The organism is Streptomyces millisiae (assembly GCF_031845425.1).
In the GTDB taxonomy this organism is placed as follows: domain Bacteria; phylum Actinomycetota; class Actinomycetes; order Streptomycetales; family Streptomycetaceae; genus Streptomyces; species Streptomyces millisiae.
This window is the reverse complement of record NZ_JAVREM010000034.1, coordinates 1-25,331: the sequence shown is the minus strand read 5'-3', so window position 1 is coordinate 25,331 and position 25,331 is coordinate 1. Positions and strand designations below refer to the sequence as shown.

Below are 25,331 nucleotides of genomic sequence, written 5' to 3'. Positions count from 1 at the left end.
CCTACAGCCCCAACCCCCGCACCGCCAGGTCCGCCAGGGTGAAGGCGAAGAGCGAGATGCCGACGAAGCCGTTGACGGTGAAGAAGGCGCGGTTGAGGCGGGAGAGGTCGGTCGGCTTCACCAGCGAGTGTTCGTAGGCGAAGGCGCCGGCGACCACGGCCAGGCCGGTCCAGAAGAGCGGGCCGGCGTCGGTGCGGACGGCGTAGAGGGCGAGGAGCCCCAGGGTGAGCACGTGGCTGACGCGGGCGCCGTACAGCGAGCCGGCGACGCCGAAGCGCGCCGGTACGGAGCGGACGCCGTTCTCCCGGTCGGCTGCCACGTCCTGGCAGGCGTAGATCAGGTCGAAGCCGCCGATCCACAGGCCGACGGCCAGGCCGAGCACCACCGCGTCCCAGGACCAGGAGCCGGTGACGGCGAGCCAGCCGCCGACCGGGCCCGCGGCCTGGGCGAGGCCCAGGATGGCGTGCGGGAAGTCGGTGAACCGCTTGCCGTAGGGGTAGACGATCATCGGCACCACGGCGACCGGCGCCAGGGCCAGGCAGAGCGGGTTGAGCAGGGCGGCCGAGCCGAGGAAGACGGCGAGGGCGATCAGCGCGCCGGTCCACGCGGTGCGCACCGAGACGGCGCCGGTGACCAGCTCGCGGCGCGCGGTGCGCGGGTTGCGGGCGTCGATCTCGCGGTCGATGATCCGGTTGGCCGCCATCGCGAAGGTCCGCAGGCCGACCATGCAGACGGTGACCCACAGCAGGGTGTCCCACTCCACGGTCTCGTCGGGGCCGTCGAGCAGCATCGCGGTCAGCGTCGCGATGTACGCGAACGGCAGGGCGAAGACCGAGTGTTCGATCATCACCACGCGCAGGAACGCCCGCGCGCGGCCGGCGGCCGCCGGTTGGGGGGCGACGGCGGCGGTCACAGGCCGTACTCCTTCCAGCGGCTGGTGACGCGTTCGGCGACGGCCGGGTCGGAGCGGACCATCTCGGGCCAGCCGCCGTCCCTGGTGTAGCCCTCCTCGGGCCACTTGGCGGTGGCGTCGATGCCGGCCTTGCCGCCCCAGAACTGCTGGTAGGAGGCGTGGTCCAGGTGGTCGACGGGGCCTGAAGTCAGCAGCAGGTCGCGGGCGTAGTCCACGTTGCCCAGCGCCCGCCACGCCACCTCGTGCAGGTCGTGCACGTCACAGTCGGAGTCCACCACGATGATCAGCTTGGTGAGCGACATCATGTGCGCGCCCCACACCGCCGACATCACCTTCTGCGCGTGCTTCGGGTACTTCTTGTCGATCGAGATGATCGCGCAGTTGTGGAAGCCGCCGGCCTCCGGCAGGTGGTAGTCGACGATGTCCGGGATGATGATCTTGAGCAGCGGGAGGAAGAACCGCTCCGTCGCGCGGCCGAGCGGGCCGTCCTCGGTGGGCGGCCGGCCGACCACGATCGACTGGAAGACCGGGTCGCGGCGCATCGTCACGCACTCGACGTCGAGCGCGGGGAACGGCTCCTGCGGCGTGTAGAAGCCGGTGTGGTCGCCGAAGGGGCCCTCCGGCAGCATCCGGCCCGGCTCCAGCCAGCCCTCCACGACCACCTCGGCGCGGGCCGGCACCTGGAGCGGCACGGTGACGCAGTCGGTCAGCTCGACCCGCCTGCCCTGGAGGTAGCCGGCGAACAGGTACTCGTCGATGTCGGCGGGCAGCGGCGCCGAGGAGGCGTAGGTGACGGCCGGCGGGCAGCCGAAGGCGATGGCGACGGGCAGCCGCTCGCCGCGCCGGGCGGCGACCTGGTAGTGGTTGCGGCTGTCCTTGTGGATCTGCCAGTGCATGCCGATGGTGCGCCGGTCGTGGCGCTGGAGCCGGTAGAGGCCGAGGTTCCGGATCCCGGTCTCGGGGTGCTTGGTGTGGGTGAGGCCCAGGTTGAAGAACGAGCCGCCGTCCCCAGGCCAGGTGAAGAGCGCCGGCAGCTGGTCGAGGTTGACGTCGTCGCCCTTGAGGACGACCTCCTGCACCGGCGCGCTCTTCACCTTCTTCGGCGGCACGTGCGCGACCGAGGCGAGCTTGCCGAAGGCCTCGCGCACCCCGACGAAGCCGTGCGGCAGCTCCGGCTTGAGGAGGGCGCCGATCCGTTCGCCGATCTCCGCGAAGGAGTCGAGGCCGAGCGCCTTGAGCAGCCGCCGGTCGGTGCCGTACACGTTCATCGCGAGCGGGAGCTTCGAGCCCTTGACGTTCTCGAAGAGCAGGGCGGGCCCGCCGGCCTTGTTCACCCGGTCGGTGATCTCCCCCACTTCGAGGTGCGGGTCGACCTCGGCCTTGACCCGCTTGAGGTCCCCGTCCTTTTCGAGGGCCTTCAGCAGGCCGCGGAGGTCGTCGAATGCCATGCCGCTCAGTATTGCCGACGCATTACCCTGGCCTTAGTCAGGGGCCCGTGATCCGGGCCCGGCCCGTTCCGTCCAGGGGGACTACCATGCTGAGGGTGCTGCTGTTTCTGGTGCCGCTGGCGTTGACCATCTACGCCCTGGTGGACTGCATCAGCTCCAAGGACGAGGACGTCAGGCATCTGCCGAAGCTGGTCTGGATCCTGCTGATCGTGATCGCCTGGGTCATCGGGCCGATCACGTGGATCCTGATCGGCCGCAAGCGCGGCGCGGCGGCCGGCGGCCGGCGTGGCGGCGGCACCACCTGGGTCGCCCCGGACGACAACCCGGAGTTCCTGCGTTCGCTGGGCGACGAGCGGCGCCGCGAGGACAACGAGAAGGACCGCGAGCTGCTGGAGAGCTGGGAAGAGGACCTGCGCCGCCGCGAGCAGGAGCTGCGGCAGAAGGACGGCGACGACGAGAACCCGCCGTCCGGCGGCCCCAAGGACCGCTGAGCCCACCCGACATGACGAACGGCCCCCGCCGGCATCGGCGGGGGCCGTTCGTCACGTCTGGAGTGGGCGGCTCAGACGCCGCCGTAGCCGTGCAGACTGTCGAAGAAGATGTTGACGCCGTAGTAGTTGATCAGGAAGCAGACCAGGCCCGCGATGCACAGGTAGGCGGTCCTGCGGCCCTTCCAGCCGGCCGTGGAGCGGGCGTGCAGGTAGATGGCGTACACGAGCCAGGTGATGAACGCCCAGGTCTCCTTCGGGTCCCAGCCCCAGTAGCGGCCCCACGCGTTCTCGGCCCAGATGGCGCCGGCCACGATGGTGAAGGTCCAGAACGGGAAGACCGCCGCGTTGATCCGGTAGGAGAAGCGGTCCAGCGTGGTGGAGGACGGCAGCCGCTCCAGCACCGAGGTGGCGAGGCGGCCCGGCTGCCCGCCGGCGAGGAGCTTGGCCTCGTAGCGGTCGCGGAACAGGAAGAGCACGGACGCCACCGCGCCGACGTACATCAGCGCGCCGCAGATGACCGCCAGCGGCACGTGGATCCACATCCAGATCGAGTCGAGCGCCGGCACCAGCTGCGTCGAGTCGTTGTAGAGCACGGTCACCGCGAGGCCGAGGTCGAGCAGCACGGTGGTGACCAGCGGCAGGCCGAGCCAGCGGATGTTCTTGCCGAAGACCAGGAAGCCCAGGTAGCTGGCGACCACGACCATCGAGAAGGCGGTGGAGAACTCGTACATGTTGCCCCACGGCCCACGCCCCACGGCGATGGTGCGGGCGACGACGCCACCGAGGTGCAGCAGGAACGCGAGCGTGGTGAGCGAGACCGCGATCCGCCCGAACGTGTCACCGCGCTCGTCGTCGCCGGCGGCGCCCGGGCCGTCCGGGACGGCGTCGCGCTCGGGCGAGGAGGAGCGGGTGACGACCGTGGGCCGGTCCAGGACGGAGGTGGTGCCGCCCTTGCGGACCGTGACGGCGGGCCGCTGGGCCGGCACCGGGGCCCCCTCGGCGGCCTCGTCGCCGGCGAGCGCGGCGGCCGTCCGGGCCACCCTGCTGCGGCTGCCGAAGATCCACTCGGCGGTGTAGGCGACGAACGTCAGCGCGTAGACGGCCATCGCCGTGTAGATCAGCAGGTTGCTGAAATCGGCCAGGCCCTCGTCTGCGGCGAGCGTCATGAGCGTGCTCCTTCGGCAGCGGACTCTTCAGCGGATGGGTCAGGGCTATCAGACCCGGGGCCCTCTTCGGGCTCGGCGGGCAGCATCGGCGCCGCCGGCTCCAGGGCCGCGGCGAGGGAGGCCAGCTCCTCGGGGATCCGGCCCGACTCGGTGCGGCCGAGGGAGGCCATCTCGACGACGGTGTGGCCGTCCTCGTGACGGTAGGCGCGCACCCAGACCCGGCGGCGCTGGAGCATCAGCGAGGCGGCGAGCCCCGCGATGGCGGCGAGCGAGCCGCCGAGCGCCCAGCCGTTCCCGGCGCGGGTGGAGATCTGGAAGGTGGCCCACCGCTCGAAGCCCTGGAACTCCAGGGTGCCCCCGTCGTCGGGCAGTTCGACGGACTCGCCGGGCCGCAGGTCGAACCGGAAGACGTCGCCGGTCTCCGCGTCGACCATCTGCTCCATGTCGGTGGTGTCGAGCTGGTAGACGTTCTGCGGCAGCCCCGAGTCGATGCCCAGGTCGCCGCGGTAGCCGGTGAGGGTGAGCACCGGGTCGTCCGGGTCGGGGAAGGTCGAGTGCGGGCCGCGGACCTCGTCGATGTTGTAGGTGGGGCTGAAGAAGCCCTGGAAGCCCAGCTGGGTCGGCTGGCCGTCGGGACCCACGTAGTCGGTGACCTTGATGACGCCGACGGAGGTGAGCGCCTGGTCCTGCGGGATGAACGGCACCGGGCCGCTGAACGCCGTGTTGCCCTCGCCGTCGGTGACCCGCACGACCGGCGCGAAGCCGTGGCCGAGCAGCCGCACCCGCTCGTCGCCGATGCCGAGCGGCTCGTTGACCTGGATGGTGGTGGAGCGCTCGGTGCCGTCCTCGGTGCGGTAGGTGACGTCGGCGTCGAAGCGGGACGGGGTGCCGAGGTCGGGTCCCGAACGGGTGAACTCGGCGTGGAACTCGTCCAGCGTGAAGCTGAAGTTCCCCAGGTTGTCGGTGTCGTAGAACGGGCCGGAGGAGAAGTCGTCGTACTGGGTGAGGTTGTTGGTGAAGTCGTAGCCCTCGACGACCAGCTTGCCGCCCTCGGCGTAGTAGAGGCGGCCGGCGGCGAAGGCGATCAGCAGCACGACGAGCGAGAGGTGGAAGACCAGGTTGCCGACCTCCCGCAGATAGCCCTTCTCGGCCGCCACGTGGGCCCGGCCCGGCTGGTCGTCCTCGCGCCGGTCGACGCGGAAGCGGCGGCGCCGCAGCTGCCGGTGCGCCGCGTCCAGCACGTCGGCCGGCTCGGTCCCGGTGCGCCAGGTGGTGTACGCCGGCATCCGGTCGAGCCGGCGCGGGGCGCGCGGCGGGCGGCCGCGCAGCTGGCCGACGAACTGCCAGGAGCGCGGGATGATGCAGCCGACCAGCGAGACGAACAGCAGCAGGTAGATCGCCGAGAACCAGACCGAGGAGTAGACGTCGAAGAGCTGGAGCCGGTCGTAGAACGACGAGAGCCCCGGGTTGCGCTCCTGGAAGTCCTGCACGGTGGTCGGGCTGGCGTTGTTCTGCGGGATCATCGAGCCGGGGATCGCGGCGAGCGCCAGCAGGAACAGCAGGATCAGCGCGACCCGCATGGACGTCAGCTGGCGCCAGAACCACCGGGCCCAGCCGAGCAGTTCCCGCCCGAGCCAGGCGAGCTGGCCGCGCGCGCCCGGCTCGCGGACGCCGCCGAACGAGCCGGCGACGGCGGTGGCGACCTCCGGCTCCTCGACGGGCGCGGTGGAGAGCCCGCCGGTGGCGGCGGCCTCGTCGGCCCTCTCGTCGGCCGTCTCGTTGGCTGTCTCTTTGGCCATGGGGTGTCAGATCCAAACCTCGAAGTCGGCGGACCAGACCTGCATCTCGTAGATCATGCGGTCCCAGACGCCGGTGAACAGCAGCACGCCGGTGACGATGAGCATGGCCCCGCCGAGCCGCATCACCCAGGCGTAGTGGCGCTTGACCCAGCCGAACGCGCCGAGCGCCCGCCGGAAGGCGAGCGCGGCGACGATGAACGGCAGGCCGAGGCCGAGACAGTAGGCGAAGGTCAGCAGCGCGCCCCGGGCCGCGGTGGCCTGGCCCATCGCGAGGGTCTGCACGGCGGCCAGCGTGGGGCCGAGGCAGGGCGTCCAGCCGATGCCGAAGACCACGCCGAGCAGCGGCGCGCCGGCGAGGCCGACGCCCGGCCTGGTGTGCAGCCGGAACTCGCGCTGGGTGAGTCGGGGCATGAAGCCGAGGAAGACGAGGCCGAACAGCACGATCAGCGCCCCGAAGACCTTGTTCAGGACCTCGCGGTGGGTGATCAGGTTGGCCCCGACGCTGCCGAAGAGCGCGCCGCCGGAGACGAAGACGGCGGCGAAGCCGAGGACGAAGAGCAGCGCGCCGAGGAACATCCGGCCGCGCCGCGCGTCCTTGAGGTCGGCGCCGCCGACCCCGGTGACGTAGGAGAGGTAGCCGGGCACCAGGGGCAGCACGCAGGGCGAGAAGAACGACACAAGACCGCCGAACACCGCCACCGGCAGGGCCAGCAGCAGCGCGCCGCTCAGTACCGTCTCGTTTGCGTTCATGTGCTGGTCACTCGGCTCACTCTTCGGCGATCACGGGTTCGAGCGCCGCGAGCAGCTGGTCCTTGCTGAGGGCGGTGAGCGCCCGGGCGGCGATCCGGCCCTCCCGGTCGATGATCAACGTGCTGGGGATGAACTGCGGGTTCAGCGTGCCGTTGGGGAACTCGCCGATCAGCCGGCCGTTGGGGTCGTAGAAGCTGGGGTAGTCGACCTCGTACCTGCGCTCGAAGGCCAGCGCGTTGTCCGTGGTGAGGTCCCGGGTGTTGAGGCCGAGGAACGCCACCCCCTGGTCGGCGGTCTCCTCGGCGGCGGCGACCAGGTGCGGGGCCTCGGCCCGGCACGGCGCGCACCAGGAGCCCCACACGTTGAGCACCACGACCTGGCCGCGGTAGTCGGCCAGGCGCAGCTCCTCGCCCTCCAGGTTCTCCCCGACCAGGTCGGGCGCCTGGTCCCGCTCGGCGACCGCGACCTGGGTGATCTCCCCGGTGCCCTCGACGTAGTTGGTACCGTCCCCAGAGGTGGAGCCGCCGTTGTCCTCGCCGCCGCAGGCGCCGAGGAGCAGCGCCCCGGCGAGCGCGGCCGCGGCCCCTCTGGCGACCCTGCCGAAAGCCCGGTTCTGGATCATGTGAAAAGTTTCCCATGCGCCATTTGAGGATCTTCGCCGCCCCCCGCCAAGCGGCTGGCCGCCGCGCGACGGCTCCGGCTACGCGCCGAAGCCGGGGGACTTGCCCTTCTCCGGCCGGGCGCCGGCCCGCAGGTGGGCGGGGAGCAGGTCGCGGGCCGGCTCGGTGTAGGTGACGGCGACGATCTCGTCACCCCGGTAGGTGAAGCTGGTCAGCGAGGCGAGCGTGCACTGCCGGCTGCGCGGGTCGTGCCACAGCCTGCGGCGCTCGACGTAGCTGCGCAGGATCCAGATCGGCAGCTGGTGGCTGACGACGACCGCCTCGTGGCCGCGGGCCGCGTCGCGCGCCGCGTCGATCGCGCCCTTCATCCGCACGACCTGGTCGACGTACGGCTCGCCCCAGGAGGGCCGGAAGGGGTTGCGCAGGTGCCGCCAGTTGCCCGGCCGGCGCAGCGCGCCGTCGCCGACGCCGAAGGTGCGACCCTGGAAGACGTTGGCCGCCTCGATCAGCCGGCTGTCGGTGGCCACGTCGACGCCGTGCGCCTTGGCGATGGGGGCGGCGGTCTCCTGGGCGCGCTCCAGCGGCGAGGCGACGACGTGGACGACGTCGTTGCCGCCGAGGTGCGCGGCGACCCGCTCGGCCATCTCGCGGCCGAGCGGCGAGAGATGGAAGTCCGGCAGCCGCCCGTAGAGCACGCCGGTGGGGTTGTCCACCTCGCCGTGCCGCATCACGTGGACGACGGTCCGCTCGCTGCTGTCACTCATCGCTCTCTCTTCGCTTCCGACCTACTCGGTGGTCTTGTCGGGGCCCGCGCCCGGTGCCGCCGGCGGGCCGCTAGGCCGTCGTCGCCCGGGCCGCCGCGGCGGCCCGGGCCGCCTCCGGCAGCGCGGCGGCGATCCGCTCCAGGGCGCGCTCGTCGTGCGCGGTGGACACGAACCACGCCTCGAACGCGGAGGGCGGCAGGTAGACGCCGCGCTCCAGCATGGCGTGGAAGAAGGCGGTGTAGCGGAAGGTGTCCTGCCGCTTGGCGCCGGCGAAGTCGGTGACCTCGTCGGCCGTGAAGAAGATCGAGAACATGTTGCCGGCGGCCGAGACGGTGTGCGCCACGCCCTCCTTGGCCAGCGCCTCGCTGGCCAGGCCGCGCAGTTCGGCCGAGGTGGCGTCGAGCCTGGCGTAGGCGGCGTCGTCGAGCAGCCGCAGCTGGGCGAGGCCGGCGGCGGTGGCCACCGGATTGCCCGAGAGCGTGCCGGCCTGGTAGACGGGCCCGGCGGGGGCGAGCCGGTCCATCACGTCGGCCCGGCCGCCGAAGGCCGCGGCCGGGAAGCCGCCGCCCATCACCTTGCCGAAGGTGATCAGGTCGGGCACCACGCCCTCGACGCCGAACCAGCCGGCGCCGCTGATCCGGAACCCGGTCATGACCTCGTCGGAGATCAGCAGCGCGCCGTGCTGGGCGCACAGGTCCTTCAGCCCCTGGTTGAAGCCGGGGCGGGGCGGCACGACGCCCATGTTGCCGGGCACGGCCTCGGTGATGACGCAGGCGATCTCGCCGGGGTTGGCCTCGAACGCGGCACGCACCGCGGCCAGGTCGTTGTAGGGCAGGACCACGGTCTCGCCGGCCTGGGCGCCGGTGACGCCCGGGGTGTCGGGCAGCCCGAAGGTGGCGACGCCGGAGCCGGCGGCGGCCAACAGGGCGTCCACGTGGCCGTGGTAGCAGCCGGCGAACTTGATCACCTTGGCGCGCCCGGTGAAGCCGCGGGCCAGCCGGATCGCGGACATCGTCGCCTCGGTGCCGGAGGAGACGAGACGCACCCGCTCCACGGGCGCCACCCGGGAGACGATCTCCTCGGCCAGCTCGACCTCGCCCGGCGTGGGCGTGCCGAAGGAGGTGCCGCGCTCGACGGCGGCCCGCACGGCCTCGAGCACCGCCGGGTGGGAGTGGCCGAGGATCATCGGCCCCCAGGAGCAGACGAGGTCGACGTACTCCCGGCCGTCGGCGTCGGTGAGGTACGGACCGGCGCCCGACACCATGAAGCGGGGGGTGCCGCCGACGGCTCCGAAGGCGCGCACGGGCGAGTTCACGCCGCCGGGGGTCACCGCCGCCGCACGAGTGAACAGCGTCTGGGAGACTGGCGCCACCGATTGCGCGGATTCCGCTGAATAGGATGAGGTCACGCGATCCATGGTGTACATGGTGACAGAGCCCTTTCAGCTCGGTGTCGGGGCGTTTCACCGACGTCTGACGGGGGAGGTCTCTGAAACGATGATCGGGTTGCGCGGCGGGGGTCGCGATAAGTGCAGGTGGTGACATGCAGCGCGGTGGCGGAGTGGGCGAGGGAACCGGGGATCTGGGGCCGGAGGCCGCAGGTCCGCGTGCCCGCGCCCGGCGCGGGCGTCACCGCCGCGATCTGGAGGGCGGGGCCGGCGCCGACTTCGAACTCGGCGGCCGGGGCAACCGGATGGCCGTAACCTACAAGTACTTCGGCGCCCCCGACGGCGCCACGGCGGCCCGGGTGCCGCTGTCGATGCGGCCCGAGGAGCTCGGCGGGGACGAGCTCGGGCAGGGCATGTTCACCAGGATCAAGCCGGAGACGATGGCCGCCATGGTCCTCACCGGCATCGAGGGCATACCCCTGCACCGGGTGCCACCGCTCGAACTGGTGGTCCTCCACCCCGACTACGCGGTGGTCAAGCTGCCCACGACCGTGGTCGACCCGCTGCGCGGCGTCGGCGACGAGACGGTGGGCGCCGCCGCGTTCATCTGGTCCACCGTGCCCGACCGCAGCGGGCCGAGCGACGCCTTCGGCGTCTACCGGCTGCTCAGCGAGTGGCAGGACTTCTCCCGCCGGCTCCACGAGGCGGGCCACCAGCCGTACTGCCTGGTCTGGCCGTAGGCCGGGTCCCGGGCCCGGGGCCTCAGCCGAGGGTGCGGGCGAACAGGTCGAGCAGCGCCCTCCAGTGGCGCTCCCCCGCCTCCGCGTCATACGCGGTGGTGTCCGCCTGGGTGAATCCGTGGTGCGCGCCGGCGTAGACCTCGGCGCGGTGGCGCACGCCCGCGGCGGTGAGCGCCTGGTCGAGGCGGTCGATCATCTCCGGGGGGTTGGTCGCGTCCTGGTCGGCGTGGCCGAAGTAGAGCTCGGCGGTGATCCGGTCCGCCAGCAGGTGGGGGCTGTCCGGGGCCTCGGTCGCCAGGTACGCGCCGTGGAAGCCGGCCGCGGCGGCGACCCGGTCCGGGTGGCTGCCCGCGGTGCGCAGGGCGAGCCCCGCGCCCATGCAGTAGCCGACGACGCCCGCGGGTCCCTCGGTGGTCAGCGGTGAGCCGGCCAGCCAGTCCAGGTAGGCGCCGGCGTCCCGCACGGCGGCCTCGGGGGTCAGGGTCCGCGCGGCCGGGCCGATGGCCTCCAGGATCCCGGGGCGCGCGGCCGGGTCGATGAACTCGGGCAGTTCGACGACCGGTGCCCGCCCGGCGCGGTGGAAGACGTTGGGCACCAGCACGACGTACCCGGCGGCGGCGAGCCGGTCGGCCATCGCGCTCAGGTGCGGCCGCAGCCCGAAGGCGTCCATGTAGAGGAGCACGGCGGGGTGCCGGGCGTCGTCGTCGGGGTGGGCGAGATAGGCGTCGGCCGTGCCGTCGGGGGTGGGCACGTCGACGGACGTGCCGCGCACGGTGGTGGTCATGGGCTCTGGCCTCCTGAGCGTCGCGTGACGGGATTCACAGGTGACCCGCCCACCAGAGGAACTTGCCTGAGTCAAACAACAGGATTATGGTTGCGTAAGTTAAGTAATCCTTGAGGTGGCCCTGCCCCTCGACCACGCCCCCGACGGAGGCCCCCTCCCATGTCCCACTCCCCCGCCCCAGCCACCGGAGCAGGAGCCTCCGCACGGCCGAGGTCGTCGAACGCCGTCGTGGCGGTCCTGGCCCTCGCCGGGATCGTGGTGTCCACGATGCAGACCCTGGTCATCCCGATCGTCCCCGAGCTCCCCCGGCTGCTCGACGCCTCGGCCTCCGACGCCGCCTGGGCGGTCACCGCCACCCTCCTCGCCGCCGCCGTCGCCACCCCGGTGGTCGGCCGGCTCGGCGACATGTACGGCAAGCGCAGGATGCTGCTCACCAGCCTCGTCCTGCTGGTGGCCGGCTCGGTCGTCTGCGCCCTCAGCGACTCCCTGGTGCCGATGATCGCCGGCCGCGTCCTGCAGGGCCTCGCGGCCGCCGTCGTCCCGCTCGGCATCAGCGTCATGCGGGACGAGCTCCCCGGCGACCGGCTCGCCGGCGCCACCGCGCTGATGAGCGCCTCGCTCGGCGTCGGCGGCGCCCTCGGCCTGCCCGCCGCCGCCTTCATCGCCGACAACTTCGACTGGCACGTCCTCTTCTGGACCTCGGCCGCGCTCGGCGCCGTCGCCCTCGTGCTCGTCCCGCTGATCGTGCCCGCCTCACCGGCCCGCACCGGCGGCCGGTTCGACCTGGTCGGCTCCCTGGGCCTGTCGGCCGCGCTCGTCTCGCTGCTGCTCGCCGTCTCCAAGGGCGCCGACTGGGGCTGGACCAGCGCCACCACCCTCGGCCTCGGCGCGACGGCCGTCGTCCTCCTGCTGGCCTGGGGCTGGTGGGAGCTGCGGACCGAGCAGCCGCTGGTCGACCTGCGCGCCACCGCGCGCCGCCAGGTGCTGTTCACCAACCTCGCCTCGGTCGCCTTCGGCTTCTCGATGTTCGCCATGTCCCTGGTGCTGCCGCAGCTCATCCAGCTGCCCGAGGAGACCGGCTACGGCCTCGGCCGCTCGATGCTGACCGTCGGCCTGGTCATGGCCCCGCAGGGCCTGGTGATGATGGCCATGGCGCCGCTGTCCGCCGCCATCTCCAAGGCCAGGGGCCCGAAGGTGACCCTGATGGTCGGCGCGGTGATCGTCGCCGCCGGCTACGGCCTGAACATCCTGCTGATGTCCGAGATCTGGCACCTCGTGCTGGCCTCCTGCGTCATCGGCGCCGGCGTCGGCTTCGCCTACGGCGCGATGCCCGCGCTGATCATGAGCGCCGTGCCGGCCTCCGAGACGGCCGCCGCCAACAGCCTCAACACGCTGATGCGGTCCATCGGCACCTCGGTCGCCAGCGCGGTCGCCGGCGTCATCCTGGCGCAGCTGACCACCAGCTTCGGCGGCTTCCCGCTGCCGTCCGAGAACGGCTTCCGGGTCGTCATGGGCATCGGCGCGGGCGCGGCACTGCTGGCCTTCGCCCTCGCCGGCTTCCTCCCCCGCCGTAGCGCTGGCGCTTCGGCCGCGGCCACCACACGGACGCCCGAGCCGTCGCCCGAGCTCACCACCGGGTGAGCCTGGCGCAGGCGCCGAACCAAGCCGGACGGCCGTGCCTCATCCACATCCGTGGGTGCGGCACGGCCGTCCGGAACCCTGGCGCCCCCGCGCGCGTCAGGTAGACGAGACCGTTCGGAAGGCGGCGGGCCCGCGGCCAGCGACTGGCTCACCTGGCCTTTCACGCCACCCATGGGGTAGACATGTTCCCCCCGCCGGTCCACGCGAGGTTGACCGGCCGGATGGTGGCCGGTTCGGCAGAGGGAGGGCGACCCGGTGCAGCGCGCCGCGACAATCCGCACCGCGAAGATCAGGCGAGCCGTCGCCGCCACGCTGGCGGCCGTGGCCGTCCTCGGCATCGCCGGCGCGTGCGAGGCCGGCCTCGGCACGGACGACGCCTCGGGCCCCGGCGACGCCGCCGGCACCGTCGGCGCGCGGCAGCCGCAGCCCGGCCGGTTCTCCGTGCTGCCCGAGCCCTGCGGCTCGGTGCCCGTCGAGACCCTGCGCGAGCTGCTGCCCGAGGCCGACGACGAGGTCTACGCCGGCCAGCCCCAGCCCACCTTCGACACCGGGCGCCGGGTCGGCTGCGTCTGGCACCACGCGACCGCGAACGATTCGCAACGACTCGACGTGGACTTCCGGCGCATCGTCTCCTACACCCCGGACATCAGCGACGACGACCAGGCGGAGATCGACTTCGAGGCCCACGCGGCCGACGCCGGCGTCTCCGTGACCAGCCCACAGTCCCCCGCCGACCCCCTCGCGGCCCGGCTGCTCGATGGCATTGGTCACGTCGCGTTCATCGATTCCACGCTGACCAGCGACAACGCACAGGACCGCCGGGATGTGGAGGTGGCGTTTCGGACCGCGAACGTTATCGTCACCGTGAACTACACCGTGTCGACCACCGGCGCGGGCGGCGCGCCCGACAACGCGCTGCTCCAGCAGCAGGCGCAGGGCGTGGCCCAGCGGCTCGCGGGTGGTTTCGACGGCTGAGCGCGTTTCGGGCGCGCCACGGGCGCCTCGGCGTACCGTGTGCTCGCAACGGCTCGGCCGAGACAACTGGAGCGAAGTAACCATGGACCGTACCGCCTCGCGACGACCCGCCTCGCGACTCGCCGTTCGCGCGCTGGCGCTGGCCGCACTGCCTGTGCTGCTGGTCACCGGTTGTTCCTCGTCGTCCGACTCCTCCGACGACGCCACGCAGGACAACGAGCCGCAGAGCGTCGCCCCCACCCCCGAGCCGGTCCGCTTCGAGGGCCTGCCCGAGCCGTGCGAGACGATCAGCCAGGACACCATCGGCGAGGTGGTCCCCCAGGCCGACCCCGAGGCCGGCGAGACCCTCAGCTCCTCCGACACCGCCACCTCGGCCGCCTGCCTGTGGAGCGGCCTCGACGACTTCCAGTTCCGCTCCCTGACGGTCGCGCTGCGCCGCTTCGACTCCGACCTCTCCCTCGGCAGCGGCGACGAGCGCGCCACCGAGTACCTCCAGCAGATGGTCGACGAGGTCACCGGCGACGACGCCAACCGCGACGTCGAGTCCGCCGAACTGGCCGAGACGGGCGACGCCGCCACCTCCGTCGCCTACTCCGTCACCAAGACCGGCGACGGCGAGGACGACGAGCAGGACTACCGCCAGCAGCGGGTCGTCTCCCGCGTCGGCAACGTGGTCCTCACCCTCGACTACTCGGGCGCCGGCTTCGAGGGCGACGACATGCCGTCCGCCGACTCGGTCCGGGAGGCCGCCGAGACCGCGGCCCGCGAGGCCGCGGCCGCCGTCGACGCCTCGGCGGACGCCACCGGCGGCGAGGCCGAGGAGGACGCGCCGGCCGAGGACGCCCCGGCCGACGAGTGACCTTCGGACGCCAACCGCCCTACAACCCCTGATCGAACACGTGACTTGACGCGTGTGCGAGTCTGTCCCCTGACCTTGTCATGACCGGGGGAGGGTTCTCGCGTGGCCGCGATCAAGCTGACACGCCCGCACCGCATACTGGTCGGCATCATCCTGGCCGGGGCCGTGCTCATCGCGGCCATCGGCTTCGTCGGCTCGTACACAGCGGTGAAGGAGCTGGCCGAGGAGAAGGGCTTCGGCGCCTTCTCCCCCTTCTTCCCGATCGGCGTGGACGCCGGCATCGTGGTGCTGCTCGCCCTCGACCTGCTGCTGACCTGGCTGCGCATCCCCTTCCCGCTGCTGCGGCAGACCGCCTGGCTGCTGACGGCCGCCACGATCGCCTTCAACGCCGCCTCGGCCTGGGGCGACCCGCTCGCCGTCGGCATGCACGGCATCATCCCGGTGCTGTTCATCATCACGATCGAGGCCGCGCGCCACGCGATCGGCCGGGTGGCCGACATCACCGCCGACAAGCACATGGAAGGGGTGCGGATGTGGCGGTGGGTGCTGTCACCCATCCCCACCTTCCGGCTGTGGCGGCGGATGAAGCTGTGGGAGCTGCGGTCGTACGAGGAGGTCATCGCCATGGAGCGGGACCGCCTCGTCTACCAGACGCGACTGCGCGCCGACTACGGGCGCGCCTGGCGGCGCAGGGCGCCGGTCGAGGCGCTGATGCCGCTGAAGCTGGCGCGGTACGGGGTCCCTTTGCAGGGGGCCGAGCCGGCGTTCGCGCCGCCCGGCCCGGCGGCGCTGCCGGTCGCCGGCGGCGGCGTGGCGGCGGTCAACGGTGGGTGGCCCGCCGGCCCGGCGACCCCGGCCGGCAACGGACAACCGACCGGTGTGAACGGCGCGCACGGCCCGCGAGCCGGCCTGCCGCCCACCGGCACGGCGGGGCCGGCCACCGCGAACGGCGGCCCCGCCGGCAACGGACGGCCCGAGGGTGCCAACGGCGCGTGGGCCGGACAGCCACCCACCGGCACAGCCGGGCGGGCCACCGTGAACGCCGACCCAGCCGGCAACGGCCAGCCGGACGCCGCCAACGGCCCGTGGGCCGGACAGCCGGTCAGTGCCGGTCCGGCCGGCAACGGACAACCCGAGGGTGCCAACGGCGCGTGGGGCGGGCAGCCGCCCAACATCGGCGCCGACGCCGCCCCCCTCGACGACGGACGACCCGCCGGCCGGAACGACGCACGGATCGGACAGCCAGCCGGTGCCCCGGGCGCCCCCGCCGCCACGGCGGCGAACGCCGGCCCGCGGGACCGGTTCGCGGAGGAGGAGGCCTGGTGGGTGGCCAACCAGCCGACCCCCGACGTCGAGGCCGAGGTCGAGATCGACGTCGAGCCGTCGTCCGGGGTGTCGGTGCCGGTCGGGGCCGGTGACCGTCGCCGTCCGCTCGGCGGCTCGACGGTCCCCGAGGAGCCGGCGCCCTCGCCCGCCGACGATCCCGAGGGCGCGGCGCGCAGCGAGACCTTCTACGCCGCCTACCGCCTGTACGTCCAGGAGCAGGGCGTGTTCCCCAACGCCCGCCAGCTCTCCAGGTTCCTGCACGAGCGCCAGGGCATCACGGACGCGGACGGCGCGCTGCTCAGCGAGCCCTACCTCCGCGAGTTCACCCGCGGCTTCCGGGAGCGCTACGGCGCCGAGATGGGCACCGGGGTCTGAGCGGTCAGGCGCGGTCGTCCGGCAGCCGGATCACCGCCGTGCCGCCGGTCAGGTCGACCCGGGAGCGGGGCGGCGTGGCGTCGCCCTCCTCGTCCCGCAGCAGGGTCATCACCTCGCGCTGCGCGAGCTCGTGGTCCTTGCCCGGCAGCAGGCTGGCGTGCAGCATCTCGAAGCCGGTCGCCGAGACCCGGCCGCGCGACCTGCCGAACCGCACCAGCACGAAGCGGTCGACGAAGGCCAGGGCGATCAGCCCGATCACCAGCCCGGGCAGCGTCATGAAGAGCACGAACTCCACTACGACTCCTTCTTCTTCGCCCCGCACCGCCCAGTATCCGGCATCTGGCAAGCCCTCGGCGAGCATTCGCACTAGTTCAAAGAGAGGTTGCATCTAGGGCAGTACCGGGTTAGCGTCACCGCCATGCCCGCCATGACGCCGCGCCCCACCGTCCTCACCGGCAAGCACGTCCGCCTGGAGCCGCTCGCCCCCGACCACCTGGACGACCTCTTCGCGGCCGGCGGCTGCGCCGAGGAGGTCTGGCGCTGGGTGCCGAGGCCGGCCCCCCGCACCCGCGAGGAGCTCGGTCGGACGCTCGCCGACCTGCTGGCGGAGGGCGAGCGCGGCCTGCGGGTGCCGTTCGCCGTCGTCCACAGGACCGACGGCCGGGCGGTCGGCTGGACCGCGTTCATGGACGTCGACGCCGACAACGAGCGGCTGGAGATCGGCTACACCTGGTACGGCCCGAGCTACTGGCGCACCGCCGTCAACACCGAGACCAAGCTGCTGCTGCTCAGCCACGCCTTCGACGAACTCGGCATGGGTCGGGTGCAGTTGAAGACCGACCACCTCAACCACCGCTCGCAGGCGGCGATAGCGCGGCTCGGCGCGCGCCGGGAGGGCGTGCTGCGGCGGCACGTCCAGCGGCCGGACGGGAGTTGGCGGGACACCGTGTACTTCTCGATCATCGCCGAGGAGTGGCCGGAGGCCCGGGCCCGCCTCACCGCCCGTCTGGACCGCTGAACCCCGCGTGTCCGTCGCCCGTCAGCCGCCCAGCAGCGCCCGCACCCGGTCGGCGCCGACCGCGAGGAGCAGCGTGGGGAGCCGCGGCCCGGTGTCGCCGCCCACCAGCAGGCGGTAGACGAGGACGAAGAACTCCCGCTGGGCCACCTTGAGTTCGGGCGTCGGCTTCGCGTCGGCCGGCAGCCCCGCCTGGAGCTTCGGGACGCCGTAGACCAGCGTCGTCAGGCCGTCCAGCGACCAGTGGTCGGCCAGGCCGTCCCGCAATAGGGCGAGCGACTCGCGCTGCCGCTCGTCGAGCGAGGCCAGCAGCTCGGTGTCCGGCTCGGTGCGGACCCGGGTGCGGGACTCCGCCGGCATCTGGGTGGCCACCCAGCTGGCCGCCTTGTCGAGGCGGGGCCGGGTCTCGTCGAGCGAGCGGACCGGCTGGTCCGGGTCGAGGTCGGTCAGGATGCGGAGCGTCTGCTCCTCGTCCCCGGTGGTGATGTCCAGGACCGAGGTCAGCGTGCGGTACGGGAGCGGGCGCGGCGTGGCCGGCAGCGCGCCGGTGGCCGTGGTGGTGGCGCGCAGGTAGGCCGCGGCGTCCGCCGGCTGGGCGGCGCCGGAGGCGACCTTGCGGGCCAGCGCGTCCCACTCGTCGTAGGTGCGCAGAATCTCCGCGTCGAAGGCGATCTTGAACGACTGGTTGGGCTTGCGCCGCGCGTACAGCCAGCGCAGCAGCGGTGCCTCCATGATCTCCAGCGCGTCGGCCGCGATCGGCACGCCGCCGCGCGAGCTGGACATCTTCGACATGCCGGTGATGCCGACGAAGGCGTACATCGGGCCGATCGGCTGGACGCCGCCGAAGATCTCCTTCACCAGCTGCCCGCCGACCACCCACGAGGATCCCGGCGAGTGGTGGTCCACGCCGGACGGCTCGAAGATCACGCCCTCGTAGGCCCACCGCATCGGCCAGTCGACCTTCCACACCAGCTTGCCGCGCCGGTGCTCGGTCAGCTTCACGGTCTCGGCGTGGCCGCACTCGCAGGTGTAGGCGAGCTCGGTGGTCTCGTCGTCGTACGCCGTCACCGTGGTGGTGTCGCGCTCGCACACCACGCAGTACGGCTTGTACGGGTAGTAGTCGCCGCTGCCCGCGCTGCCGTCGTCCTCGGTGGCGGCGCCCGAGCTCTGCTCGACGCCCTCGTCGACGACCTCGGACTCGGCCTGCTTGGTGCGGTACCGGCCGAGGACGGCGTCGATCCGGCGGCGCTCACGCATCGCGAAGAGGATCTGGTCGCGGTAGACGCCCGCCGTGTACTGCTCGGTCTGGGAGATGGCGCGCACCTCGACGCCGAGCTCGGCCATGGCGGCCAGCAGCGGCGCCTTGAAGTGCTCGGCCCAGCTGGCGTACGGGCTGCCGGGCGGCGGCGGCACGGAGGTCAGCGGCTTGCCGATGTGCTCGCTCCACGACTCGGGGACGCCGATGCCGCCCGGCACCCGGCGGAAGCGGTCGTAGTCGTCGAACGACAGCAGGTGGACGCATTCGACGCCGCGCCGCTTGATCTCGTCGGCGACCAGGTGCGGCACCATGATCTCGCGCAGGTTGCCCAGGTGGATGGGGCCCGAGGGGCTGATCCCGGATGCGCAGACCACTACCGGAGCGGTAGCGACTGATGTCTCTTTCCCCGGGGCACGGCGCTCCGCCTCGGCGATGACGTCGTCCGCGAGTCGGGAGACCCAGTCGGCGGTCTCCTGGGTGGTCTGGGCCACGGCTGCGCACTTCCTCTGATGTGGGGTGTGGATCGGTGTCTCGCCCCATTGTTCCACTCGGAAAACCCGTGGCGCCCCCGTGAAATACTGGCCAGCATGAGCCCGGTTCCCTCCATCACCGAAGCCGTCAGGCAGCGCGTCTCCGACGCCCTCGCCGCCGCCCTCCCCGAGGCCGCCGGCGCGGACCCGCTGCTGCGACGCAGTGATCGGGCCGACCTCCAGGCCAACGGGATGTTGGCGCTGGCGAAGCGGCTCAAGGGCAACCCGCGGGAGCTCGCCGGCCGGGTGGTGGGCGAGGTCGCGACGGAGGGGCTGATCGCCGACGTCGAGGTGTCGGGCCCCGGCTTCCTCAACATCACGGTCTCCGACGAGGCCATCGTGCGGACGCTGGCGGCGCGCGCCGCCGACGAGCGGCTCGGCGTGCCGGTCGCGGAGCGGCCGGGCACCGTCGTCATCGACTACTCGCAGCCGAACGTGGCCAAGGAGATGCACGTCGGCCACCTGCGGTCCACGGTGATCGGGGACGCGCTGACGCGGATCCTGGAGTTCCGCGGCGAGAAGGTGATCCGGCGCAACCACGTGGGCGACTGGGGCACCCAGTTCGGGATGCTGACCCAGTACCTGATCGAGCACCCGCACGAGTTGGACCACCAGGAGGGCGAGGAGAGCGGCGGCGCCGCCATGTCGCGGCTCAACCGGCTCTACCGGGACTCGCGGGCGCTCTTCGACTCCGACCCGGAGTTCAAGGAGCGGGCGCGGCGCCGGGTGGTCGAGCTGCAGGCCGGCGGCGCCGAGACGCTGGCGCTGTGGCAGCGGATCGTGGACGAGTCCAAGATCTACTTCAACGCGATCTACGCGCGGCTCGACGTGCTGCTGACCGATGACGACCTGGTGGGCGAGTCCGCCTACAACGACGACCTCGAGGCGTTGTCGCGGGAGTTGGAGGAGTCCGGGGTCGCGGTCAGGTCGGACGGCGCGCTGTGCGTGTTCTTCGACGACATCAAGGGCCCGGACGACCGGCCGGTGCCGCTGATCGTGCGCAAGGCGGACGGCGGCTTCGGCTACGCGGCCACCGATCTGGCGGCGATCCGGAACCGGGTGGGCGCGCTGCACGCGGACACCCTGCTCTACGTCGTGGACGCGCGGCAGGCGCTGCACTTCAGGATGGTCTTCGAGACGGCGCGGCGGGCCGGCTGGCTGCCGGACGGGGTGGCGCACCACCTGCCGTTCGGCACGGTGCTCGGCAAGGACGGCAAGCCGTTCAAGACCCGGTCCGGCGAGACGGTGCGGCTGATGGACCTGCTGGACGAGGCGGTCGAGCGGGCGGCCGAGGTGGTGGCGTCCAAGGCGCCCGACCTGTCGCCGGCCGAGGTCGCCGAGCGGGCCACGGAGGTGGGCATCGGGGCCGTCAAGTACGCGGACCTGTCGACCTCCAGGAGCCGGGACTACGTCTTCGACCTGGACCGGATGGTCTCGCTCAACGGCGACACCAGCGTCTACCTGCAGTACGCCTTCGCCCGTATCCAGTCCATCCTGCGCCGGGGGGCCGAGCGCGGCGCCCCGGCGGCGGCCGCCCACCCGGAGCTGTCGCTGGCGCCCGCCGAGCGGGCGCTCGGGCTGCAGCTCGACGCGTTCGGGGAGACGGTGGACGCGGCGGCCGAGAGCTACGAGCCGCACAAGCTGGCGGCCTATCTCTACGGTCTGGCCTCGCAGTTCACCACCTTCTACGACCAGTGCCCGGTGCTCGCCGCGCCCGAGCCGGCGATCGTGGCCAACCGGCTCTTCCTGTGCGAGCTGACGGCGCGCACGCTGCGGGAGGGCATGGGGCTGCTGGGCATCCACACGCCCGAGCGCCTGTGACCCGGTACCTGGCAACTTGTCGCCGCGTGTCCTGATGTCACGCCACCCCCGGGCGGCGTGACATTCTCATGACAAACAGATGTCCGGCGGGGACGCGCCCTTGCCGGATTCCTCTGCATCGGTGAATCTTTCGGACTGACGGGTGTGACGCGGCGTGCGAGATGTCATGAGCACGCCACGTGACGTCCTTCGCACCCCACACCGGCGCACCACCAATGAGGAGGAGACCCCTCGATGGCGCGTAACACCCCCACCATCCGCTCCCGGCGCACCGTCGTCCTGGCCGCCACCGCCAGCCTGACGCTCGGCCTCGGCGCGCTGCTGCCCACCGCCGCCCAGGCGGCGCCCAGCGCACCCAGCCTGGCCGAGATCCGTGAGCTGATACCCAACGCGGAGGCCGCGAACACGGTCGCCGACAGCTACATCGTCCAGCTCCAGGACAACGTCGTGCAGGCGGAGTCGGCCGGCGGCGAGCGCCTCGTCGACGCGTACGGCGCCGAGATCGTCGACGAGTTCCCCGAGACGCTCAACGGCTACGCCATCGAGGCCACCCTGGAGGAGGCCCTCGAACTCGCCGCCGACCCGGCGGTGGCCGCCATCACGCAGAACCAGAAGTTCAGCATCAACGCCACCCAGCCGAACCCGCCGTCCTGGGGCATCGACCGGATCGACCAGCCCGATCTGCCGCTCAACAACTCGTACACCTACCCCGACCACGGTGGGCAGGGCGTCACCGCGTACATCCTCGACACCGGCGTGCGCACCACGCACACCGCGTTCGGCGGCCGCGCCTCCTTCGGCTACGACTACTTCAACCAGGGCGGCGCGGACGGCCACGGCCACGGCACCCACGTGGCCGGCACCGTGGCCGGCGCGCTCCACGGCGTCGCCAAGAACGCGCGCATCGTCAACGTCCGTGTCCTGAACAACTCCGGCGGCGGCACCACCGCCTCGGTCGTCGGCGGCATCGAGTGGGTCACCGCCAACCACAGCGGCCCGTCCGTCGCCAACATGAGCCTCGGCGGCGGCGTCGACACCACCCTGGACGCGGCGGTCCGCGCCTCCATCGCCTCCGGCGTCACGTACGCCATCGCGGCCGGCAACAACTCCGGCGCCAACGCCAGCAACTACTCGCCGGCGCGGGTGAGCGAGGCCATCACCGTGGCGTCCAGCGCCAGCAACGACGCCCGGTCCAGCTTCAGCAACATCGGCGCGGTCGTGGACATCTACGCCCCGGGCACCAGCATCACCTCGGCGTGGCGCACCAGCGACACCGCCACCAACACCATCTCCGGCACCTCGATGGCCACGCCGCACGTCGCGGGCGCGGCGGCGCTCTACCTGGCCGAGAACCCGACGGCCACGCCGGCGCAGGTGCGGAACGCGCTGGTGGCGGCCGGTGAGCCGAACACCGTGACCAACGCGGGCACGAGCACGACGACGACCCTCCTCCAGGTCGGCTGACGGCTCCCCCACCCACTCGCCCTCCCCGCCCCCCGGGCGGGGAGGGCGCTCGCGCTCCCCGCCACTGCTCGGGCAGAGCGGCCCACGCGCCGGAAACACCGGCCGCCGCGCGGCTACAGGCCGGCCGCCGCGGCCAACGCGGCGGCCGGCGCCAGCCGGTACGCCCCGTCCCGCCCCCGGTCACGCGCGGGGTGCACCCGGTTGGTGAGCAGCACGAGCAGCAGCCCCGTCGCCGCGTCGGCGACCACGCTGGTGCCGGTGAAGCCCGTGTGGCCGAACGCCGTCGGCGACGCCAACCGCCCCATGTAGCCCGGCTGGTTCAGCTGCCACCCGAGCCCGCGCGCGGCGCCGTCGCCCAACCCCCGGTTGTGGTCGGTCAGCATCTCCCGCACCCACCGCTCGCCCAGCAGCCGCGCCCCGCCGTACCCGCCGCCGTCCAGCACCGCCTGGGCCAGTACGGCCACGTCCCACGCCGTCGCGAAGACGCCCGCGTGGCCGGCCACCCCACCCATCCGGTAGGCGTTCTCGTCGTGCACCGAGCCCCGCACCATGCCCCGCCCGGTCCACGGCTGGTACTCGGTGGCGGCGATCCGTTCCCGCCACGCCGCGGGCGGGTTGTAGCGGGTGTCGGCGAGCCCCAGCGGGCCCGTCACCAACTCCACGACCAGCGCGTCGAGTCCACGCCCCGCCACCCGCTCCGCGAGCGCGCCGAGCACGATGAGGCCGAGGTCCGAGTACCGGTACCCGCCCCGGCCCACCGGATCGAGCGCCGCGATCGCCGCGAGCCGCGCCGCGTCGTCCTGGTACGGCTCCAGGTCGAGCCAGGCCGGCAGCCCGCTCGTGTGGGTGAGCAGCCGCCGCACCGTCGGCTCGGCGCCCCGGAACGCCGGCAGCCAGCGCCCCACCGGATCGTCGAGGTCGAGCAGCCCGCGCTCGGCGAGCCGCACCACCACCACGGCCGTGTACAGCTTGGACAGCGACGCCAGGTCGAAGACCGTGTCCCGCCGCATCGGCACCGACTCCCCGCCGTGCCGCACCGCGAAGCCGCGCGCCTCGTGCGCCACGACCACCCCGTGCCGGGCCGCGAGCAGCACGAAGCCCGGGTAGGCCGCGTCCGGCCCGTCGAGGAACGCCTCGGCCGCCGGCACGATCCGCGCCACGAGCGCCGCGTCGAGGTCGGCCTCCGCCGGGCTCCCGAACCGCAGCCGCCCCACCCCTACAGCTCCCGGTGGACCTTGGTGTTGGACGCCTGGGCGCGCGGCCGCACCACCAGCAGGTCGATGTTCACGTGCTGCGGCCTGGTCACCGCCCAGGTGATGGTGTCGGCCACGTCCTCGGCGGTCAGCGGCTCGGCGACGCCCGCGTACACCTGGTCGGCGGCGGCCGCGTCGCCCCGGAAGCGGGTCAGCGAGAACTCGTCCGTCCGCACCATGCCGGGGGCGATCTCGATCACCCGCACCGGCGTGCCGACGATCTCCAGGCGCAGCGTCTCGGCCAGCACGTGCGCGCCGTGCTTGGCCGCCACATAGCCGGCGCCGCGCTCGTAGGTGCCGTGCCCGGCGGTCGAGGACACCACCAGCACCGTGCCGGCGCCGGAGGCGGTGAGCGCGGGCAGCAGCGCCTGGGTCATGTTGAGCACGCCCAGCACGTTGACCTCGTACATCGTCCGCCAGTCGGCCGGGTCGCCCTCCGCGACCGTGTCCATGCCCAGCGCGCCGCCCGCGTTGTTGATCAGCACGTCGCACCGGTCGAGCGAGGCCGCGAAGGCGTCCACGGCCGCCCGGTCGGTGACGTCCAGCTGGCGCGCCTCGACACCTTCGTGCCCGGCCTTGGAGAGCTCCTCGGCCAGCGCCGCTATCCGGTCGAGCCGGCGGGCCACCAGGACCACCCGGTAGCCGGCCTCGGCCAGCTGCCGGGCGGTGGCGGCACCGATACCGCTGCTCGCCCCGGTGACTACGGCGGTGGTCTGGGGGGTGGACACGTGCGTCGCCTCCTGCGTTTCGTGCACTCACGTTCTGGCCGCTGCGCGGCACCTCCATGATGACCGCCGCCGTCCTCGGCGACGGAGTCAGGTGCCGGAGCGCAGCCGCTGCGCGAACTCCGTCGCCCAGTAGGTCAGGACCAGGTCGGCCCCGGCCCGCCGGAACGCCGTCAGCGTCTCCTCGATGGCCCGCTCCCGATCGATCCAGCCGCGCTCGGCGGCCGCCTCGACCATCGCGTACTCGCCGGAGATCTGGTACGCCGCCACCGGCACCGGCGACGCGTCCGCGATCGCCCGCAGCACGTCCAGGTACGGCAGGCCCGGCTTCACCATCACGATGTCCGCGCCCTCGGCCAGGTCGAGCTCCAACTCGCGCAGCGCCTCACGGGCGTTGGGCGCGTCCTGCTGGTAGGTCCTACGGTCGCCGACGAGCGACGAGTTCACCGCCTCGCGGAACGGACCGTAGAACGCCGACGCGTACTTCGCGGTGTACGCCATCAGACCCACGTCCTGGAACCCGGCGGCGTCGAGCGCCGCCCTGACGTGGCCCACCTGGCCGTCCATCATCCCGCTCGGCCCGAGCATGTGTGCGCCGGCGGACGCCTGGACGACGGCCATCTCCGCGTACCGCTCCAGGGTGGCGTCGTTGTCCACGTTGCCCGCGGCGTCCAGGACGCCGCAGTGGCCGTGGTCGGTGACCTCGTCCAGGCACAGGTCCGACATCACCACCAGCGCGTCCCCGACCTCGGCCCGCACGTCGCGCAGCGCGACCTGCAGGATCCCGTCGGGGTCCGTGCCCGGCGTGCCCACCGCGTCCTTCTTGCCCTCCTCGGGCACCCCGAACAGCATGATCCCGCTCACCCCCGCCTCGGCCGCCTCCACGGCGGCCTTGCGGAGCGAGTCCCGGCTGTGCTGGACGACCCCCGGCATGGAACCGACGGGCACCGGCTCCGCGACGCCCTCCCTGACGAACGCCGGCAGGATCAGGTCCGCCGGATGCGGCCTGACCTCGGCCACCATCCGCCGCATCGCCGCCGTCCCACGCAACCGCCGCGCCCGCACCGTCGGAAATCCGCTCACGACACCCTCTCGCTCTCACACCCCCACGCCACGGTACGCCTCCGCGGCGCGGCGCTTACCCAGGGGTCCGCCCCCGCGCTCCGCGCGCGGCAGGGCAAGCGGGCCACCCCGCGCTCCGCGCGGTTTGCGGGCCCACCCCCCCCC

Annotated in this window: 23 protein-coding genes; 9 read left to right on the top strand and 14 right to left on the bottom strand. The window is 72.8% G+C overall.

The window, feature by feature from the left end; translation table 11 throughout:
• Position 1: 1 nt before the first annotated feature.
• Positions 2 to 913 carry a menaquinone biosynthesis prenyltransferase MqnP gene (mqnP, locus tag RNC47_RS22445; RefSeq protein ID WP_311601302.1) on the bottom strand — a complete coding sequence of 304 codons (912 nt, stop codon included), beginning with the start codon at positions 911 to 913 and terminating at the stop codon, positions 2 to 4.
• Positions 910 to 2,361, bottom strand: a complete 1,452-nt coding sequence (locus RNC47_RS22440) for a menaquinone biosynthesis decarboxylase (protein ID WP_311601301.1) — start codon at positions 2,359 to 2,361, stop codon at positions 910 to 912. Before RNC47_RS22440 ends, mqnP begins: the two co-directional genes overlap by 4 nt.
• 86 nt (positions 2,362 to 2,447) lie before the next feature.
• Here RNC47_RS22440 and RNC47_RS22435 point away from each other — a divergent pair, with 86 nt between their 5' ends.
• Positions 2,448 to 2,852, top strand: coding sequence for a PLD nuclease N-terminal domain-containing protein (locus RNC47_RS22435; protein ID WP_311601300.1), 405 nt, complete (start codon positions 2,448 to 2,450; stop codon positions 2,850 to 2,852).
• A gap of 71 nt (positions 2,853 to 2,923) precedes the next feature.
• Here the strand turns inward: RNC47_RS22435 and ccsB are convergent, their stop codons facing one another.
• From ccsB to hemL, 6 genes are all read right to left on the bottom strand, one after another.
• Positions 2,924 to 4,018 (bottom strand): c-type cytochrome biogenesis protein CcsB, encoded by a 1,095-nt coding sequence (gene ccsB, locus RNC47_RS22430; protein ID WP_311601298.1) that lies wholly within the window; start codon positions 4,016 to 4,018, stop codon positions 2,924 to 2,926.
• Positions 4,015 to 5,817 carry a cytochrome c biogenesis protein ResB gene (gene resB / locus RNC47_RS22425; RefSeq protein WP_311601297.1) on the bottom strand — a complete coding sequence of 601 codons (1,803 nt, stop codon included), beginning with the start codon at positions 5,815 to 5,817 and terminating at the stop codon, positions 4,015 to 4,017. The genes ccsB and resB overlap by 4 nt, the downstream gene beginning before the upstream one ends.
• A gap of 6 nt (positions 5,818 to 5,823) precedes the next feature.
• Positions 5,824 to 6,567 (bottom strand): cytochrome c biogenesis CcdA family protein, encoded by a 744-nt coding sequence (locus tag RNC47_RS22420; protein ID WP_311601296.1) that lies wholly within the window; start codon positions 6,565 to 6,567, stop codon positions 5,824 to 5,826.
• Between the two features lie 16 nt (positions 6,568 to 6,583).
• The gene (locus RNC47_RS22415; protein ID WP_311601295.1) at positions 6,584 to 7,189 is read right to left on the bottom strand and encodes a TlpA family protein disulfide reductase; all 606 of its coding nucleotides are present in this window, start codon (positions 7,187 to 7,189) and stop codon (positions 6,584 to 6,586) included.
• A 78-nt stretch (positions 7,190 to 7,267) separates the two neighbouring features.
• Positions 7,268 to 7,951, bottom strand: a complete 684-nt coding sequence (locus tag RNC47_RS22410) for a histidine phosphatase family protein (protein ID WP_311601294.1) — start codon at positions 7,949 to 7,951, stop codon at positions 7,268 to 7,270.
• Between the two features lie 70 nt (positions 7,952 to 8,021).
• A complete protein-coding gene (hemL, locus tag RNC47_RS22405; RefSeq protein ID WP_311601293.1) occupies positions 8,022 to 9,368 on the bottom strand; it encodes a glutamate-1-semialdehyde 2,1-aminomutase in 1,347 nt (448 codons plus the stop codon).
• A 125-nt stretch (positions 9,369 to 9,493) separates the two neighbouring features.
• Here hemL and RNC47_RS22400 point away from each other — a divergent pair, with 125 nt between their 5' ends.
• A complete protein-coding gene (locus RNC47_RS22400) occupies positions 9,494 to 10,078 on the top strand; it encodes a hypothetical protein (protein WP_311601292.1) in 585 nt (194 codons plus the stop codon).
• A 22-nt stretch (positions 10,079 to 10,100) separates the two neighbouring features.
• On the opposite strand, the gene RNC47_RS22395 is transcribed toward RNC47_RS22400, so the two are convergent.
• Complete coding sequence (locus RNC47_RS22395; protein WP_311601291.1) at positions 10,101 to 10,862, bottom strand: dienelactone hydrolase family protein; 762 nt, start codon at positions 10,860 to 10,862, stop codon at positions 10,101 to 10,103.
• Between the two features lie 159 nt (positions 10,863 to 11,021).
• Here RNC47_RS22395 and RNC47_RS22390 point away from each other — a divergent pair, with 159 nt between their 5' ends.
• The 4 genes from RNC47_RS22390 to RNC47_RS22375 all read left to right on the top strand — a co-directional run bounded on the left by RNC47_RS22390 (position 11,022) and on the right by RNC47_RS22375 (position 16,038).
• The gene (locus RNC47_RS22390) at positions 11,022 to 12,503 is read left to right on the top strand and encodes an MFS transporter (RefSeq protein WP_311601290.1); all 1,482 of its coding nucleotides are present in this window, start codon (positions 11,022 to 11,024) and stop codon (positions 12,501 to 12,503) included.
• A 255-nt stretch (positions 12,504 to 12,758) separates the two neighbouring features.
• Positions 12,759 to 13,478: a DUF3558 domain-containing protein gene (locus RNC47_RS22385; RefSeq protein WP_311601289.1), complete on the top strand. Its 720-nt coding sequence runs from the start codon at positions 12,759 to 12,761 to the stop codon at positions 13,476 to 13,478.
• Positions 13,479 to 13,560: 82 nt separating this feature from the next.
• Complete coding sequence (locus RNC47_RS22380) at positions 13,561 to 14,337, top strand: DUF3558 domain-containing protein (protein ID WP_311601288.1); 777 nt, start codon at positions 13,561 to 13,563, stop codon at positions 14,335 to 14,337.
• Positions 14,338 to 14,454: 117 nt separating this feature from the next.
• Positions 14,455 to 16,038 carry a DUF2637 domain-containing protein gene (locus RNC47_RS22375; protein WP_449657352.1) on the top strand — a complete coding sequence of 528 codons (1,584 nt, stop codon included), beginning with the start codon at positions 14,455 to 14,457 and terminating at the stop codon, positions 16,036 to 16,038.
• A 4-nt stretch (positions 16,039 to 16,042) separates the two neighbouring features.
• Here the strand turns inward: RNC47_RS22375 and RNC47_RS22370 are convergent, their stop codons facing one another.
• Positions 16,043 to 16,333, bottom strand: a complete 291-nt coding sequence (locus tag RNC47_RS22370) for a DUF6191 domain-containing protein (RefSeq protein ID WP_311601286.1) — start codon at positions 16,331 to 16,333, stop codon at positions 16,043 to 16,045.
• Positions 16,334 to 16,456: 123 nt separating this feature from the next.
• On the opposite strand from RNC47_RS22370, the gene RNC47_RS22365 reads away from it, so the two are divergent.
• Complete coding sequence (locus RNC47_RS22365; protein ID WP_311601285.1) at positions 16,457 to 17,056, top strand: GNAT family N-acetyltransferase; 600 nt, start codon at positions 16,457 to 16,459, stop codon at positions 17,054 to 17,056.
• A gap of 21 nt (positions 17,057 to 17,077) precedes the next feature.
• Here RNC47_RS22365 and lysS read toward each other — a convergent pair whose 3' ends face one another.
• Positions 17,078 to 18,802, bottom strand: coding sequence for a lysine--tRNA ligase (lysS, locus tag RNC47_RS22360; RefSeq protein ID WP_311601284.1), 1,725 nt, complete (start codon positions 18,800 to 18,802; stop codon positions 17,078 to 17,080).
• 96 nt (positions 18,803 to 18,898) lie between these two features.
• On the opposite strand from lysS, the gene argS reads away from it, so the two are divergent.
• Positions 18,899 to 20,662 (top strand): arginine--tRNA ligase, encoded by a 1,764-nt coding sequence (gene argS / locus RNC47_RS22355; RefSeq protein WP_311601283.1) that lies wholly within the window; start codon positions 18,899 to 18,901, stop codon positions 20,660 to 20,662.
• Positions 20,663 to 20,896: 234 nt separating this feature from the next.
• Complete coding sequence (locus RNC47_RS22350) at positions 20,897 to 22,126, top strand: S8 family peptidase (RefSeq protein WP_311601282.1); 1,230 nt, start codon at positions 20,897 to 20,899, stop codon at positions 22,124 to 22,126.
• 113 nt (positions 22,127 to 22,239) lie between these two features.
• Here RNC47_RS22350 and RNC47_RS22345 read toward each other — a convergent pair whose 3' ends face one another.
• The 3 genes from RNC47_RS22345 to hemB all read right to left on the bottom strand — a co-directional run bounded on the left by RNC47_RS22345 (position 22,240) and on the right by hemB (position 25,187).
• Positions 22,240 to 23,340 carry a serine hydrolase domain-containing protein gene (locus RNC47_RS22345; protein ID WP_311601281.1) on the bottom strand — a complete coding sequence of 367 codons (1,101 nt, stop codon included), beginning with the start codon at positions 23,338 to 23,340 and terminating at the stop codon, positions 22,240 to 22,242.
• 2 nt (positions 23,341 to 23,342) lie between these two features.
• Positions 23,343 to 24,107: an SDR family NAD(P)-dependent oxidoreductase gene (locus tag RNC47_RS22340; protein WP_311601280.1), complete on the bottom strand. Its 765-nt coding sequence runs from the start codon at positions 24,105 to 24,107 to the stop codon at positions 23,343 to 23,345.
• 87 nt (positions 24,108 to 24,194) lie between these two features.
• Positions 24,195 to 25,187 (bottom strand): porphobilinogen synthase, encoded by a 993-nt coding sequence (gene hemB, locus RNC47_RS22335; protein ID WP_311601279.1) that lies wholly within the window; start codon positions 25,185 to 25,187, stop codon positions 24,195 to 24,197.
• Positions 25,188 to 25,331 lie beyond the last annotated feature (144 nt).